1 protein-coding gene (only partly in view) is annotated in these 18,646 nt (G+C 68.7%); it reads right to left on the reverse strand.

Going from position 1 to position 18,646, the window contains the following annotated elements; translation table 11 throughout:
- The coding region annotated (locus tag IEY68_RS33365) for a non-ribosomal peptide synthase/polyketide synthase (protein WP_189094632.1) crosses the window boundary (this coding region is incomplete at its 5' end): on the reverse strand, positions 1 to 18,646 show 18,646 of its 40,542 nt. Its footprint extends 21,896 nt past the window's final position.

Genomic DNA, 18,646 nt, shown 5'->3' on the forward strand with positions numbered 1-18,646 from the left:
TCAGTCCAGCAGCGCGCTCAGTTCGAGCACCTGCTCCACCTCGGCCCACGGCCCGACCGGCTGTCCGTTCTCCTCCAGGACCAGCGCGGACAGATCCTCCAGGGCGCCGGGATCCAGCGCGTCCAGGCCCGCGCGGTCGATCCACAGGTGTGTGACCCATTCGTCGCCGAGCGTTTCGCCGGTCACCTCGGTGACCAGCACCACCGCCGCGCCCACCGCGCCGGCGGCCACGATCTCGACCACCGCGGCCGGACCGTCGGTCCGGCCGTACCGGAAGGTGCGGGATTCGTAGGTCAGCTCGGTGGCGGTGTGCACCTCGGCCACCACTGCCGCCAATTCGTCGTACGAAAGGACACGACCACCGACGGTGACGCTTGCCGGATCGCCGCCCTGCAGCGGCCGGACCCGGTCGGCGTAGGTCACCGGGCGGGAGGACTGCGCCGCGATCTCCGCCACAGTCTCCGGATCGTCGAGGGCCAGCCAGGTGAGTTCCGGCACGTCCGGCGGCGAACCCGCCGCGATCCCGGCCTCGATCGGCAGGCCCGTGGCCGCGGCGGCAGCCACCGCGTCGACCGGTACCAGCGCCGCACCCGCCTTGAGCACCGCCCAGGTGGTGACCGCCGCGTCGACCCCGCGGCCGAGCCGCGTCACCACACCCGTACCCGGCCCGTGACCACGTGCGATCAGGACCCGGGCCAGCCGCGACGAACGCGCGTCCAGCTCCTGATAGGTGATCTCGTTGTCACCCCACACCAGCGCGGGTGCCTCCGGATCGTCTTCCACCGATGCGCGCAGCGTCTGCGGCAGCGCGGTACCGGTGGTGGCCGCGGGCGCCACCTGCTGGGCGGGGGCGGCCATCCGGTCACGTTCGGCGGTATCGAGGATATCGATATCGGCCAGCCGGATCTGCGGATCGGCCGCCACCGCGGCGAGGATCCGTTCGAACCGGCGACCGAAGGACTGCACGGTCGCTTCGTCGAACAGGTCGGTGGCATAGCCGAACACCGACCACAGTTCCCCGAAACCGCCGTCCGCAGCCCGCTGCGGGTCGATACCGATCTGCAGATCGAACTTCGCGGCGAGCGCCTGCTCACCCAGTGCCTGCACGGTCAACCCGGGCAGGTCCAGGGTGGGCTGCTCGGTGTTCTGGAAGGCCAGCACCACGCTCAGCAGCGGGTTGTGCGCGGTGGCCCGCCCCGGCAGCACCGATTCCACCACCCGTTCGAACGGGATATCGGCATTGGCGAAGGCCGACAGATCCGTTTCGCGGGCCTGATCCAGCAGATCGGCGAAGGTCATCGTCGGTTCCACCCGGGTGCGCAGCGCCAGGGTGTTGACGAACATACCGACCAGATCGTCGAGCTCCTGCTCCCCGCGTCCGGCGATCGGGGTGCCCACCACGATGTCACCGGTATTGGTGAGCCGGGACAGCAGCACCGCCACCGCCGCGTGCATCACCATGAACAAGGTCACGCCACGGGCTCGCGCGGACTCGTCCAGCAACCGGTGCACCTCGGCGTCCACCGCGAAACTCGTCAGCCCACCGCGCAGCGACGGCAGCGGCGGACGCGGCCGGTCCAGCGGTAGTTCGATATCTCCGGCGACACCGTCGAGCTGTTTCTGCCAGTAGGCCAGCTGACCGGCTGCCACCGAGGTCGCGTCGGTCTCGTCACCGACCACCGAACGCTGCCACAGCGCGAAGTCCGCGTACTGCACCGGCAACGGCGACCAGCCCGGCGCATCGCCGCCCTTACGAGCGAGATAGGCCGTCACCAGATCCCGCGCCAGCGGCGCCATCGAGGCACCGTCGGCCGCGATATGGTGCGCGACGAACGCGAGCACATGCTCGTCGGATCCGGTTTCGAGCAGCAGTGCCCGGACCGGAACCTGCTGGGTGACATCGAAACCGGCCGACATCAATTCGCCGATCCGGGTGAGCGGATCCGCGGCCGAGGCGGTGATCAGTCCGCCGCGCAGCACCTCCGCGACCGGCAGGATCTCCTGGTACGGGAGGCCGTCGGCATCCGCCGGGTACCGGGTGCGCAGCGATTCGTGCCGCTCCAGCACATCCGATACCGCCGCGCGCATGGCCGCGATATCGAGAGCACCGGACAGGCGGATCGCCAGCGGAATGTTGTAAGCGGCCGAGCTCGGATCGAACTGGTTGATCAGCCACATCCGCTGCTGGGCCAGCGACAACGGGAGCCGCTCCGGCCGCGGTCCGACCTCGAGGGCCCGGCGACCACCGGTTCCGGCGTGCTGTTCGACCCGCACCGCCAGGGCGGACACGGTAGAGGCCTCGAACAAGGCCCGCACCGCGACGGTGGTGTCCAGCGCCGCGCCGAGCCGAGCCGCGACCTGGGTCGCGATCAGCGAGTTACCGCCCAGGGCGAAGAAATCGTCGTCCGCGCCGACCCGGTCGATCTCGAGCACATCGGCGTAGACCCCGGCCACGATTTCCTCGATCGGGGTCGAGGGCGCCCGGAATTCCCGGGTCTCGAACACCGGTTCCGGCAACGCCTTGCGATCCAGCTTGCCGGACGCGTTCAGCGGCAACTCGTCGAGCACCACGAACACGGCCGGGACCATGTAGGCCGGCAACCGGTCGGTCAACCGGGTGCGCAGCTCCGCGGTGTCGACCACGGTGTCCTTGGCGGGCACCACGTAGCCGACGAGCCGGTCACCTGTATTCGGATCCGCCTTCGCGACGACCACCGCGCGCGCCACCGTGTCGTGATCGGTGAGCGCCGCCTCGATCTCGCCCAGTTCGATGCGCTGGCCGCGCACCTTCACCTGGAAGTCGGAACGGCCCACATAGACCAGCGCACCGGTCGCGGTCCAGCGCACGACGTCGCCGGTGCGGTACATACGTTCACCGGTACCGAACGGGCTCGCCACGAACCGGTCCGCGCTCAGATCCGGCCGGCCCACATAACCGCGTGCCAACTGCGCACCGGCCAGGTAGAGCTCACCGGTGACACCCGCCGGTACCGGCCGCAGCCGCGAATCCAGCACGTAGGCCTGCGCGTTCCACACCGGGCCGCCGATGGGGACGGCACCGGATACATTCTCGGCGACCGCGTGCGTGGCGTGCACGGTGAACTCGGTCGGGCCGTAGAGGTTGTACAGCGCCACATCACTGACCCGGCGCACCGCCGCGACCACGTCCCCGGTGAAGGCTTCACCGGCCACGAACAGCATCCGCAGCGACGACCACGCGCCCGGGACGGCGGCCGCGCTCTCGGTGAACACCGACAGCATCGACGGCACGAACGACGTCGCCGTCACACCCTGCTCGGCGATCACCGCCGCCAGATACTGCGGATCGCGGTGGCCGTCCGGTTCGGCGACCACCATGCGCGCACCGACCGTCAACGGCGCGAACAACTCCCACACCGAGACATCGAAGGTCGCCGGGGTCTTGAACAGCACCACATCGTCGCGATCGATACCGTATTCGCCCACGATCCACGCGATCTGATTGGCGACCGCCGCGTGCGAGACCGCCACGCCCTTCGGCCGGCCCGTCGAACCGGACGTGAAGATCACATACGCGGTGTTGCCGGAACGCAACGGTGCGACCCGGTCGGCATCGGTGATCGGGGTATCGGAATACCCGCTGACGTCCAGGGTGTCCACCGTCGATACCGGCACGTCCGTGCCGAGCGCCCCGGCGTCGGCCGTAGTCGACAGCACGCACACCGGCGCCGCGGTATCCAGGATGTGCCGGATCCGTTCGGCCGGATGGGCCGGGTCCAGGGGTACGTAGGCCCCGCCCGCGGCGGCGACGGCGTACATACCGACCACCAGGTCCAGCGACCGCGACACCAGCAGCCCGACCAGCGACTCCGGGCCCACGCCCTGCGCGATCAGATACCTGGCCAGACGGTTGACCCGGCCATCCAGTTCCGCGTACGTGACCTCGGTACCGCCGGAACTCACCGCGACCCGGTCCGGGTACTCGGCGACCGCTCGCGCGAATCCGTCGAGCAGCACCGCCGCGGACACCGGTTGCCCGGTGGCGTTCCAGCCGGTCAGGACTCGCGTCCGCTCGGCCGGTGCCAGGATCTCCAGATCCCCGACCGGTACCGACGGATCGGCCACGACCGCGGCCAGCAACCGGGTGAACCGATCGGCGAAACCGGCCACCGTGGCCTCGTCGAACAGATCCGTGGCGTAGATGAACTTGGCGGTGACTCCGCGGGCGATATTCGCCGCCGACTCGGCCGGGCCGATTCGTTCGGCCAGTTCCAGCTGCAGATCGAATTTCGCTGTCTCGATAGGTGATTCGATACCGCTGATCGCCAACCCCGGCAGCTCGCCGCTGACCCGCGGGTTGTTGTTCTGCAACGACAGCATCACCTGGAACAGCGGGTGCCGCGCGGTCGACCGCGCCGGATTCAGCACCTCCACCAATCGCTCGAACGGCGCATCAGCGTGCCCGAACGCGGCCACATCGGTACCGCGCACGGATTCGAGCAGCTCGGCGAAACCGGCACCGGAGTCGATCGGGGTACGCAGCGCCAGGGTGTTGACGAACATGCCGATCACATCGTCGAGCGCACGTTCACCGCGCCCGGCGACCGGTGTTCCGACGACGATGTCGGATTCGCCCGACAACCGTGACAGCAGCACCGCGAACGCGGCATGCACGACCATGAAGAAGGTCACGCCACGGCGGCGTGCCAGTTCGACCAGTTCGGCATGCACCGCATCGTCGATCTCGAAGGTGAGAGCGGCGCCCCGGCCGGAGGCCACGGCGGGCCGCGGCCGGTCGGCCGGGAGGTCCAGCTGCTCCGGAATACCCGCCAGGCCCGTCGACCAGTACGCGAGCTGCGCGGCGAGCACCGAATCGGGGTCGTCCTCCGAACCCAATACCTGCCGCTGCCACAGTGCGTAGTCCGCGTACTGCACGTCGAGCGGGCGCCAGCCCGGCTCGCCGCCGTCGATACGGGCGGCGTAGGCGGTGATCACATCGCGGGTCAGCGGTCCCATCGAGAAACCGTCCGACGAGATGTGGTGCACGACGAGCACCAGCACATGCTCGGTCGGGTCCACTTCGAACAACCGGACCCGGAACGGCACACCCGCGGTGACATCGAATCCGGCGGAGACGAATTCGGCCACCCGGGCGAGCAGGTCGGTTTCCGAAACATCGACCGGGGTCAGATCGGGGATCACCGCCGAGGTCGGCACCACCTGCTGGAACGGTGTCCCGTCCACCTCGGGGTAGTACGTGCGCAGCGATTCGTGCCGCGCCAGCACATCGGCGATGGCGATCTGCATGGCCTGCCGGTCCAGCAGACCCGACAAACGCACCGCGATCGGCAGATTGTCCGCGGCCGATTCCGGATCGAACCGGTTCAGGAACCACATCCGCTGCTGTGCCAACGACAGCGGCGCCCGCTCCACGACCTCACCCGAGGGCAGGGTCTGGGTCGGCCGCGGCTGCGGCACCAGCGGGACCCGGCCGCCCGCACCGGAATGCGTTTCGGCGCGAGCCGCCAGCGCGGCCACCGTCGAGGCCTCGAACAGTTCGCGCACGGGGAGGTCGGTGTCCAGCGCCGCCGACAACCGCGCCGCCACCCGGGTCGCACTCAGCGAATTACCGCCCAGGGCGAAGAAATCGTCGTCCGCGCCGACCCGCTCGACCCCGAGGACCGCGGCGAATGTCGCCGCCACGATCTCCTCGATCGGGGTCGAGGGCGCCCGGAAGACCCGGGTCTCGAACACCGGAGCCGGCAGCGCCCGGCGGTCGAGCTTGCCGCTGGCGCCCAGCGGCAGCTCGTCGAGCGCCACGAAGGCGGCGGGCACCATATAGGACGGCAGGCGCGCGGACAGATCTTCCCGCACATCTTCGATATCGAGCAGCGCTCCCGCCGCAGGCACCAGGTAGCCGACGAGCTGGTCGCCGGTGCGCGCGTCGCCGCGCAGTACCACCACGGCCTGGCCGACCTCGTCGATATCGGTCAGCGCGGTTTCGATCTCACCGAGTTCGATCCGCAGACCACGCAGCTTCACCTGGAAGTCGGAGCGGCCCACGTATTCGAGTTCACCGGCAGAGTTCCAGCGCACGACGTCGCCGGTGCGGTACATCCGCTCGCCGGCACCGTCGGGGTTCGCCACGAAGCGGTCCGCGCTCAGGTCCGGCCGCGCCACGTAGCCGCGCGCCAGCTGGGTTCCGGCCAGATACAGCTCCCCGGCGACACCCACCGGCACCGGCCGCAACCGGGCATCCAGCACGTACACCTGCGTGTTGAACACCGGCACACCGATCGGCACCATCGCGGTATCGGCATCGGTCACCTCGTGGAAGGTGACATCGACCGCGGCCTCGGTCGGACCGTACAGGTTGTGCACAGCCGTCCCGGTCAGCTCCCGCAACCGCTGCGCGGGGCGGCCCGGCAACGCCTCACCGGAGGAGAACACCAGACGCAACGAGGCGCACGCCTGCGCACCTGTTTCGCCGGGCAGGGCGGCCACGAAAACGGTGAGCATCGACGGCACGAAGTGCGCCACCGAGACCCGCTCCGCATCGATGAGGCCGGCCAGGTACTCCGGATCACGATGCCCATCAGGCTTCGCGACCACCAGACGCGCACCCACCTGCAACGGCCAGAAGAACTCCCACACCGACACATCGAACGTCGACGGAGTCTTCTGCAACACCACATCCGACGCGGCCAAACCGTACTCGGCCTGCATCCACACCAGACGATTCACGATCGCCGCATGCGAAACCGCCACACCCTTCGGCCGACCCGTCGAACCCGACGTGAAGATCACATACGCCGTATTCGACGCCCGCAACGGCGCACGACGATCGGCATCGGTGACCGCGGTACCGGCGTACCCAGACAGATCCAGCTTGTCGATCCGCACCTGGGCGGTATCGATCGGCAGGTCGTCCCCGGAAGTCAGGACACAGACCGGGTCCGCGGTGGCCAGGATGTACTCCGTGCGCTCGGCCGGATGATCCGGATCCAGCGGTACGTAGGCGCCACCGGCGAGAGCGACCGCGTACATACCGACCACCAGGTCGATCGAACGCCGCATTCCCAGAGCCACATACGATTCCGGCCCCACCCCGCGGTCGATCATCCACCGCGCCAGCGGGTTCACCCGCCCGGCGAACTCGGCGTACGACAGGGTCCGGTCACCGAAGGTGAGCGCGGGCGCGTCCGGAGTCCGGGCGAGCTGCGCGTCGAACATCGACACCAGGGTCGCGGCGGAATCGACGGGATGCGCGGTGTCGTTCCACCGGCGCAGCATGAGCTCGCGTTCCGCACCGTCGAGCAGATCGATCTCGCCGAGCGGCCGGTCCGGTGCGGTGGTGATCGCGGTGAGCACCCGCACCAGCTGGTCGGCGATGCGCCGCACAGCGGGCTCGTCGAACATGTCCTGCAGATAGCCGGCCCGAATCCGCAGCGTGCTGCCCAGCGAGGCGATCAGGCTCAGCGGGTAGTGGGTGGCGTCGATCGCGCTCAGCCCGGTCACCGCCATCCCGTCGATATCGGTGGCCTGCGCCTGGATCCCCTCGGCGTCCACCGGATACGACTCGAACACCAGCAGGGTGTCGAACAGAGTCGCCACTCCGGCCGCGCCCTGGATATCCGCCAGACCCACATAGTGGTGGTCCAGCAGATCGGCCTGTTCACCCTGGGTCCGGGTGAGCAGTGCGCGGGCGGGTTCGCTCTGATCGAACCGCACCCGCACCGGCACGGTGTTGATGAACAGCCCGACCATGGTCTCCACCCCGGCCAGCTGCGGCGGGCGACCGGAGACGGTAGCGCCGAACAGCACATCGTCGCGGGCGGTGATCCGGCCGAGCAGTACCGCCCATGCCACCTGCAACACCGTGTTGGCGGTGATACCGAGTTCGGCGGCCAGCGCGGTGATCCGCGCCGTGGCCGCGGTGTCCAGCTCGAACAGGTATTCGCTCGACAGGGCTTCGATCTCGTGGGCGGAATCGCCACCGCCGGATTCCGGGCGGCTGAGCAGGGTCGGTTCACTCACCCCGGCCATCGCCTCGGTCCACACCGCCAGCGACGCCCGGTGATCCTGCCGGCCGACCCAGTCCAGGAAGTGCCGGTAGGAGCGGGCCGCGGGCAGCGCGGTGCCGTCGGCACGCACGGCGTACAGCGCCAGCAGATCCCGCATGAGCAGCGGCATGGACCAGCCGTCCAGCACGATGTGATGATTGGACACCACGAACTGCCAGGTATCCGGTCCGGTCTTGATCAGGGTGAACCTGATCAGCCCCGGTTCGGTGAGATCGAAGCGTCGCAGCCGGTCGGCGTCGACGAGGTCCTCGGCCGTGCCGGTGGCACTACGGTCGTGTTCGGTCCAGTCGGCCCGCACCTCATCGAGCACAACCTGCACCGAATCGCCCGCCCGGCCGGTGACGAAAACCGTGCGCAGGTTCTCGTAACGGTCCACCAGGGCCTGTGCGGCCGCCCGGAGCCGTTCGGCGTCGACCCGCCCGGTCAGCGTGAGCACCGCCTGCGCGGTGTACACGTCCACCGAAGTGGCGGCGAGTTGTGCGTGGAACAGCATCCCGGCCTGTAGCGAGGACAGCGGCCACATATCGGCGACCGGCATCGGGAAACGTTCCTCGATGCTCTCGATATCCGGCTGCGATACCGCGACCAGCGGGAAGTCCGACGGCGTATGGCCGCCCGCGTCCACGGAACCGGCATGGCGGGCAACCGCTTCCAGCGCCCGCACCCACAGGTCACCGAATTCGGCGGCCTCGTCCGGCGACAGCAGGGTGGCCGGGTAGCCGATGCGCGCGGTCAGGGTATCGCCGGCCACGATGGCGTTGATATCCAGCAGTGCCATGGCCGGCATATCCGGGTCGTAACCGACGTCCACGGTCAGTCCGGTCGCCGGGAGCCAGCCGAAACCGTGCATATCGTCGGGGATCTCACCGGCGCCGACACGACCCAGATAGTTGAAGTTCACCTGGCCCGGCATCTCCCGGGGGAAGTCGGCGGCGGTGTCGGAGTTCATGTACCGCAGCAGGCCGTACCCGACGCCCTTGTCCGGCACCGCGAGCAATTGCTCCTTGACCAGCTTGAGTGCGGCGCCCAGTTCCGGCCCGCCGGCGAGGGCGGCCTCGATATCGATACCCGCCGTCTCGAACCGCACCGGGAAGAGCGCGGTGAACCAGCCGACCGTACGGGACAGATCGGCCCCGGGCACGATCTCTTCCTCACGGCCGTGGCCCTCGAGCCGGATCAACAGCGGATCGTCCAGCGGCACTCCGGGCACGCGCCGCGTCCGCCAGGCGGCGGTCGCCAGGACGAGTGCGGTGAGCAGACCGTCGTTCACACCGCCGTGGAACAGCGCCGGCACGGTGGTGAGCAGCGTCTGGGTGACCTCCGGCGATACCCGCACCGCGTGTACCGCGACGGCTCCGGAAGTATCCACCGCCGGATCCATCCGACGCTCGGTGAGCAGCGGGTCGGCGGTGCCGGCGACGGTCCGCCAGTACTCCAGTTCCGCGAGCCGCTCCGCGCTGTGGGCGTTGCGCTCCAGCGCATGCGCCCAGGTCCGCACGGAGGTGACCGGCGCGGGGAGTTCGGGGATCTGGCCGGCGCTGCGCGCCACGGCGGACAGCACGAGATCGGGTACCAGGACACGCCACGACACACCGTCGACCGCGAGGTGGTGCACGATGACCACCAGATGCCCCTGCCGCTCGGCGGTATCCGGTTCCAGCCAGACGAACCGGACCACCACACCGTGCTCGGGATCGAGCCGGTCCAAGGCGGAATCGGTCGCGGCCGTGGCGATCGCGGACAGTTCGTCACCGGTGACGGCGCTGTCGAACACGGTGTGGTCGATCAGCGCGTCCACGTCGAGGCTGCCCGGTTCGGCGGTGGCCACGATCCAGTCGCCGTCGGTGGAGTACAGCCGCGACCGCAACATATCGTGCCGGTCGACGACCGGGCCCACCACGGCGGCAATGGTTTCCCGGTCGATACCGATCGGGAGGTCCAGGGTGATGAGCTGGTGGAACCGGCCGAAGGAGCCGGGCCGTTCGGCCATGAACCGCACGATCGGGGTCAGCGGCATGGTGCCGACCCCGCCGCCGGGCATTTCGACGAGCGTGGGCGTCACGGTGTCGGCGTCCGCGGCTTCGGCGATCGAGGCCAGCCCGGCCACCGTCCGCTGTTCGAAGACGTGCCGCGGGGTGAAGACCACGCCGCGTGCCTTGGCGCGGGACACGAGCTGAATGGAGACGATGCTGTCGCCGCCGAGGGCGAAGAACGAATCGTCCACACCCACCCGGTCCACACCCAGCACCTCGGCGAAGACCTCGGCGATGATCTGCTCGACCGGCGTGCGCGCCCCGCGGAAGGCGGTACGCGCCTGGAACACCGGCTCGGGCAGGGCTTTGCGATCCAGCTTCCCGGCTGGGGTCAGCGGGATCCGGTCGATGACCATGACGGCCGCCGGCACCATGTAGTCGGGCAGCCGCTCGGCGACATACCCGGTCACCGCCGGGACATCCACCGTGACGCCGGGCGCCGGTACCACGTACGACACCAGCGAGACCGCGCCCGCGGCGTTCTTGTGACCTGTGGTGACCGCGAAGTCCACCGTCTCGTGCCCGGTCAGCGCCGCGTCGATCTCACCCAGCTCGATCCGGAAACCACGAACCTTGACCTGGAAATCGTTACGGCCCACATACTCCACCGCCGGATCACCAGCCGCGTCGCGCTGCCACCGCACGATGTCACCCGTGCGATACAACCGCGACCCGGGCTCACCGAACGGATCGGCCACAAAACGCTCAGCAGTCAAACCCACCCGCGCGTGATAACCACGCGCCAACTGGACACCACCGACATACAACTCACCGGCCACACCCTCCGGCACCGGATTCAACCGGTCATCCAGCACCAGCGTGCGCATACCCCGCACCGGACCACCGATCGTGACCCGGTCACCGGCACCCAGCACACCGCTGATGTTCGTGGCAACCGTCGCCTCGGTCGGACCGTAGGCATTGTGGAAGCGACGCGCGACCCCGCCCTCCGGCGTGGACGACCACTTCGCCACCAGATCCGCCGAAACAGCCTCACCACCGGCGATGATCACTTCCATCCCGGCGAGATCGGCCGGATCCAGCGACGCCAGCACAGACGGCGTGATCAAACCGACCGTGACACCCTCGCGGGCGATCAGCTCACCCAGTTCGGCACCACCGTAAGTACCTGTCGGCACTACAACCAGCGCACCCGCCGACCCGACCGCCAGCAGCAACTCCAGGATCGAGGCATCGAACGACGGCGACGCGAACGCCAGCGCCCGCGAATCCGCGGTCAACCGATAGCGCTCCACCTGCTCAGCACTGAAATTCGCCAAACCCGCATGAGAGACCACAACACCCTTGGGGAGACCCGTGGAACCCGAGGTATAGATGACATAGGCGGTATCGGCCGGGTTCAACGGCCACACCCGATCGGCATCGGTGATCGGATCGGCCGGATAACTCCCGAGATCCAACTCGTCGAGGACCAGCCAATCCACCGAATCCGGCAGATCAGCCCGCACACTCGACACGGTGATACCCGCCGGCGCACCCGAATCGGTGAGCATATGCGCGATCCGGTCCGCCGGATAGGTCGGATCGATCGGCAGGAACGCCGCACCCGACTTCGTGACGGCCCATTCGGCCAGCACCGAATCCGCCGACCGCGGCATCGCCACCGCCACCAGATCCTCAGCACCCAGGCAACGCTCGATCAACACCTGCGCCAACCGGTTCGACCGCTCGTCGAACTCACCATAGGAATACCGGACACCCTCGAACACCACCGCCGGCGCCGACGGATCCACCGCTACGGCATCGGCCAGCAGCTCCGGCAATGTCCGCGCCGCCACCGCCGGACCACCCGTGCGGGCCAGGACCTCACGCCGTTCGCTCGGATCGAGGAGTTCGAGATCACCCAGCACCACATCCGGGTCGGCGGCCACCGCGGACAGCAACCGCCGGAACCGGGTGATCATCGTAGACGCGGTGGCTTCGTCGAACAGTTCGGTGGCGTAGTTCACCACCAGTTCCATCCCGCCCGAACCGTTTTCGAACAGCGAGAACTGGAGGTCGAAGCGAGCCACATCGTCGGCGATCTCCAGCCCGGCGACGGTCAGCCCGGCCAGGTCCAGGACCGGTGCTTCCTGGTTCTGGAACGACAGCGCCACCTGGAACAGCGGGTTGCGGGCCTGCGAACGCTCCGGCGCCAGCAGGTCCACCAGACGCTCGAACGGCACGTCCGCATGCCCGAACGCGTCCAGATCCGCCCGGCGGGCCCGATCCACCAGATCGGTGAAGGTCTCGCCCGACCCGACCTCGGTCCGCAGCACCAGCGTATTGACGAACATACCGACCAGATCGTCGAGAGCCTGCTCACCACGACCCGCGATCGGCGTACCGATCGCGATATCGCCGCTACCGGACAATCGCGCCAGCAACGCCGCCAATCCGGCGTGCAGCACCATGAACATCGACGCGCCACGGGTGCGCGCCAGGGCGTTCAGATTCCGCACCAGCTCGGTGTCCAGCTCGCCGTGCACCCTGGCGCCGCGCAGCGACGCCACCGCGGGGCGGGGCCGGTCGGTGGGCAGCACCAGCTCGTCGGGTAGATCCGCGAGCGTGTCCTGCCAGAACGCGATCTGCTGGGCCATCGGGGTATCCGAATCGTCCTCGGCGCCCAGCACCTGCCGCTGCCACAGCGTGTAGTCGGCGTATTGCACCGACAGCGGCTCCCAGCCCGGCAGCTCGCCCTGGGCACGGGCCGCGTACGCGGTCATCACATCACGCGAAAGCGGCGCCAGCGAGAAACCGTCACCGGAGATGTGGTGCAGCACCACGACCAGCACGAACTCCGTGGGCGCGACGGCGAAGAGACGGACCCGCAACGGCACTGCGGCGGCCACGTCGAAACCGGTCGCCGCGAATTCGGCGACCGCGGCCGCCACCTCGTCCGCGGACACCTGCTCCGGCTCCAGTGCCGGCACAGCCCGGTCGGCCGGCAGGATCAACTGCACCGGCCGGCCGCCCTGCTCCGGGTACCGGGTCCGCAGCGATTCGTGCCGGGCCACCACATCGCCCAGCGCCGCACGCAACGCCGCCACATCGAGGTCACCGCTGAGGCGGATCGCCATCGGCAGGTTGTAGGCCGCCGACGAGGTGTCGTACTGGTTCAGGAACCACATCCGCGACTGCGCGTAGGACAGCGGCACCTGTTCCGGCCGCGGTCCGGCCACCAGTTCCGGCCGGGACCGGGTCCCGGACTCCTCGACCCGGAGGGCGAGCGCGGCCACGGTCGGCGCCTCGAACAGCGCGCGGACCGGCACCTGGGTACCGAGAGCGGCGCCGATCCGGGCAGCGACCTGCATACCGACCAGGGAGTTACCACCCAGCTCGAAGAAGTCGTCGTCCGCGCCGACCCGCTCCACATCCAGCACATCGGCGAAGGTCGCCGCCACGATCTCCTCGATCGGGGTGGACGGTGCCCGGAACGCCCGGGCCGCGAAGACCGGTTCGGGCAGCGCCCGGCGATCGAGCTTGCCGCTGGCATTCAACGGGAAGGCGTCGAGCACCACGAACGCCGCGGGCACCATGTACGAGGGCAACCGCCCCGACAGGGCGGTGCGCAGTGAATCGTTCTCGACCACGGCACCCGCGGCCGGCACCACATAGCCGACCAGCTGATCGCCGGTGCGCGCGTCACCGCGGAGCACCACCACGGCCTGCGCGACCTCGTCGACCTCGGTCAGCGCGGTTTCGATCTCACCGAGTTCGATCCGCAGACCACGCAGCTTCACCTGGAAATCGGTACGACCCAGATACTCCAGCTCACCAGCGGCGGTCCAGCGCACCAGGTCACCAGTGCGATACATCCGCTCGGCGGTCTCGAAGGGATCGGCCACGAACCGATCCGCCGACAGATCCGGCCGCGCCACATACCCGCGCGCCAGCTGCGCACCCGACAGATACAACTCACCCGCGACACCCACCGGCACCGGCCGCAACCGGGCATCGAGCACGTACACGCGAGTGTTGAACACCGGAGCACCGATCGGCACCACCGCGATATCGGCATCGGTCACCTCGTGGAAGGTGACATCGACCGCGGCCTCGGTGGGGCCGTACAGGTTGTGCACAGCCGTCCCGGTCAACTCCCGCAACCGCTGCGCCGGTTTCGGCGCCAACGCCTCACCCGAAGAGAACACCAAGCGCAGCGAATCACACCGCCCGGCCGCCGCATCGGCAGACAGCGCCGCCACGAACACCGTCAGCATCGACGGCACGAAGTGCGCCACCGAGACCCGCTCCGCATCGATGAGGCCGGCCAGATACGCCGGATCACGATGCCCATCAGGCTTCGCGACCACCAGACGCGCACCCACCTGCAACGGCCAGAAGAACTCCCACACCGACACGTCGAACGTCGACGGCGTCTTCTGCAACACCACATCCGAAGACGTCAAACCGTACTCGGCCTGCATCCACACCAGACGATTCACGATCGCCGCATGCGAAACCGCCACACCCTTCGGCCGACCCGTCGAACCCGACGTGAAGATCACATACGCCGTATTCGACGCCCGCAACGGCGCCACCCGATCACCATCGGTGACGGTGGAATCGGCGTAGCCCGACAGATCGATCTCGTCGACGACCACCACCGGACGTTCCGCCGTGGTGAATTCGTCCCTCGAGCTCGTCAGTACGCAGACCGGGTCCGCAGTGGCCAGGATGTACTCCGTGCGCTCGGTGGGCTGCTCCGGATCCAGCGGCACATACGCGCCACCGGCGGTGACCACCGCGTACATCGCCACGACCAGGTCCACCGAGCGCCGCATCCCCAGCGCCACCGGGACATCCGGTCCGACACCCAGCGAGATCAGATGCCGCGCCAGCCGGTTCACCCGGCCGGCGAACTCGGCGTAGGACAGACCTGTCCCCTCGAACGTCACCGCGGGCGCTGCCGGAGTGCGCGCTACCCGGTCGGCGAACAGACCGGCCAGGGTCGCGGCCGGATCGACAGCGTGCTCCGGGCCGTACCCGCCGCGAAGTACCGCCGATGCTTCCAGCGCGTCCAGGAGCGGGAGATCACCCAGCGGACGTTCCGGAGTCTTGACCACGGCCTTGAGCAACCGGACGAATCGCTGGGCGAACCGCGCGACCGTCTCGCGATCGAACAGATCGGTCGCATAAGTGAAGACCGCGTCGATTCCCGCCGTCGCGGTCCGCTCGCTCAGATCCAGCTGAAGATCGAATTTCGCGGTCTCCAAGGGCATCTCGACCGCGCTGACCGACAGCTCGGACAGCTCCGTGCGCACCGGCGGGGTGTTCTGCAGCGCCAGCATCACCTGGAACAGCGGATGCCGGGCCTGCGACCGCACCGGGTTGAGAATCTCCACCAAACGTTCGAACGGCAGATCGGCATGCCCGAACGCGGCGATATCGGCAGTGCGCACCGAACTCAGCAGCTCGGTGAACCCGGCACCGGAATCGACCGGTGTCCGCAGCACGAGGGTGTTGACGAACATACCGATCAGATCGTCGAGGGCACGTTCACCGCGGCCCGCGATCGGAGTGCCGATCGCGATATCGGTTTCCCCGGACAACCGCGACAGCAGTACCGCGAACGCCGCGTGTACGGCCATGAACAGGGTCGCGCCTTCGGCCCGCGCCAATTCGGTCAGCCTGGCATGGGTTTCGGCGTCGATCTCGAACATATGGGTCGCGCCCCGGCCCGAGGAGAGCGCAGGCCGAGCCCGGTCCGCCGGGAGGTCCAGCTGATCCGGCAATCCGGCCAGCTCCTGCGACCAGTACGAGATCTGCTGGTTGATCACCGATTCGGGATCGTTCTCCGAACCCAGTACCTGCCGCTGCCACAGCGCGAAATCGGCGTACTGCACCTCCAGCGGCGCCCAGCCGGGGGCATCGCCCGCGGTGCGTGCCACGTACGCGGTCACCACGTCGCGCAGCAGCGGCGCCATCGAGAAACCGTCACCGGAGATGTGATGGACGACGAAGCCGAGCACATGGTCGGACGCGTCCAGCCGGAACAGCCGAGCCCGGAACGGCACACTCGAGGTGACATCGAAGCCCGCCGTCACCAACTCCGCGAGCCGCGCGGGCAGATCTGCCGCCGTGACCTCGACCGGAGCGAGCTCCAGCGCCACCTCGGCTGTCGGCAGCACCTGCTGGAACGGAGTCCCGCCGACCTCCGGGTAGAAGGTCCGCAGCGATTCGTGCCGCGCCAGCACATCGGCGACGGCGGCGCGCAGCGCGGCCGTGTCGAGGTCGCCGGACAACCGGACCGCGACCGGGATGTTGTCCACGAACGAATCCGGATCGAACCGGTTCAGGAACCACATCCGCTGCTGCGCCAGCGACAGCGGCACCCGCTCCACGATCTCGCCCGTCGCGAGTTCCTGGGTCGGACGTGGCTGCGGCACCAGCGCCGCCCGCCCGCCCGCCTCGGACCGCAGTTCCGCGCGCGCGGCCAGGGCGGCCACGGTGGGCGCTTCGAACAGGACGCGCACCGGAACGTCGACATCCAGCGCCCGGCCGAGCCGGGCCGCGACCTGGGTCGCGATCAGCGAGTTGCCGCCGAGGGCGAAGAAGTCGTCGTCGGCGCCGATCCGCTCGGCACCGAGCACATCGGCGTAGACACCGGCCACGATCTCCTCGATCGGGGTCGACGGCGCCCGGAACTCCTGCGCCTCGAACCGCGGCTGCGGCAGTGCCTTGCGATCCAGCTTCCCGGACGGATTCAACGGGAACTCGTCCAGCTCCAGCACGGTCGCCGGCACCATATAGGCCGGCAGGACCGCACGTAGCGCCTCGAGCAATTCCGCGGATTCGATCCGCGTGCCCGCCGCGCGCACCACATAGGCGACCAGTTGTTCGCCCAGCGGTGACGCGGCGACCGTCACCACAGCCTGTCTCACCTGCGGCTGCGCCAGCAGCGCGGATTCGATCTCACCGAGTTCGATTCGCAGACCACGCAGCTTCACCTGGAAATCGGTACGACCCAGATACTCCAGCTCACCAGCGGCGGTCCAGCGCACCAGGTCACCGGTGCGATACATCCGCTCGGCGGCGCCGAACGGGCTCGCCACGAACCGATCCGCGGACAGGTCCGGGCGCGCCACATACCCGCGCGCCAACTGCGCACCCGCGAGATACAGCTCACCGGCCACCCCCACCGGCACCGACCGCAACCGGGCATCCAGCACGTACACGCGAGTGTTGAACACCGGAGCACCGATCGGCACCGACACCGTATCCGCGTCGACCACCTCATGGAAGGTGACATCGACCGCGGCCTCGGTCGGACCGTACAGGTTGTGCACAGCCGTCCCGGTCAACTCCCGCAACCGCTGCGCCGGTTTCGGCGCCAACGCCTCACCCGAGGAGAACACCAAGCGCAGCGAATCACACCGTGCGCCCGAATCGACGGGCGCACCCGGCAGCGCGGCCACGAATACGGTGAGCATGGACGGCACGAAGTGCGCCACCGTCACGCCCTCGGTATCGATGACCTCCGCCAGGTACTCCGGATCACGATGCCCATCAGGCTTCGCGACCACCAGACGCGCACCCACCTGCAACGGCCAGAAGAACTCCCACACCGACACATCGAACGTCGACGGCGTCTTCTGCAACACCACATCCGAAGACGTCAAACCGTACTCGGCCTGCATCCACACCAGACGATTCACGATCGCCGCATGCGAAACCGCCACACCCTTCGGCCGACCCGTCGAACCCGACGTGAAGATCACATACGCCGTATTCGACGCACGCAACGGCCCACGACGATCGGCATCCGTCACCGGAGCCTCGGTGTACCCGGACAGATCCAGCGCGTCCACGACGAGCACCGGCACACCTGTCCCCTCGGGAACAGCACCGGCATCGGACGTCGTGGTCAGTACACAGATCGGTCGCGCGGTCTCGAGCACATACGCGGTCCGCTCCGCCGGATGCTCGGGATCCACCGGCACATACGCACCACCGGCGGTGACGACCGCGTACATCGCCACCACCAGATCCACCGAGCGCCGCAGCGCCAGCCCGACCAGCGACTCGGGGCCCACGCCCTCGGAAATCAGCAGCCGCGCAAGACGATTGACGCGACCGGCGAACTCCGCATAGGTCAGTTCAGCGCCCTCGAACGACACCGCGACCCGATCCGGATACGCCCCGACCGCTCCGGCGAACTCATCCAGCAGCAACCGCGCATCGATCGCCCGGCCGGTCGCGTTCCAGCGGTGCAGCACCAGTTCGCGTTCCGCCGAGTCGAGCAGCTCGATATCACCGACGGCGGCAGACGGATCGGCGACGATCCCGTCCAGCATCCGTACCAACCGGTCCGCGATCCGCCGCACATCGGCCTCGTCGAACATGTCCTGCCGATACCCGGCCCGGATCCGCAAGGTAGCGCCGAGTGCGGCGACGAGGGTGAGCGGGTAGTGCGTGGCGTCGACACCGTCGAGGCCGGTCACCGTCATTCCGTCGATATCGGCGGCAGCCGCCTGGATGCCTTCGGCATCCACCGGATACGACTCGAACACCAGCAGGGTGTCGAACAGCGCCGCCATCCCGGCCGCG

Origin of the sequence: Nocardia jinanensis (assembly GCF_014645735.1) — a bacterium.
Classification (GTDB): domain Bacteria; phylum Actinomycetota; class Actinomycetes; order Mycobacteriales; family Mycobacteriaceae; genus Nocardia; species Nocardia jinanensis.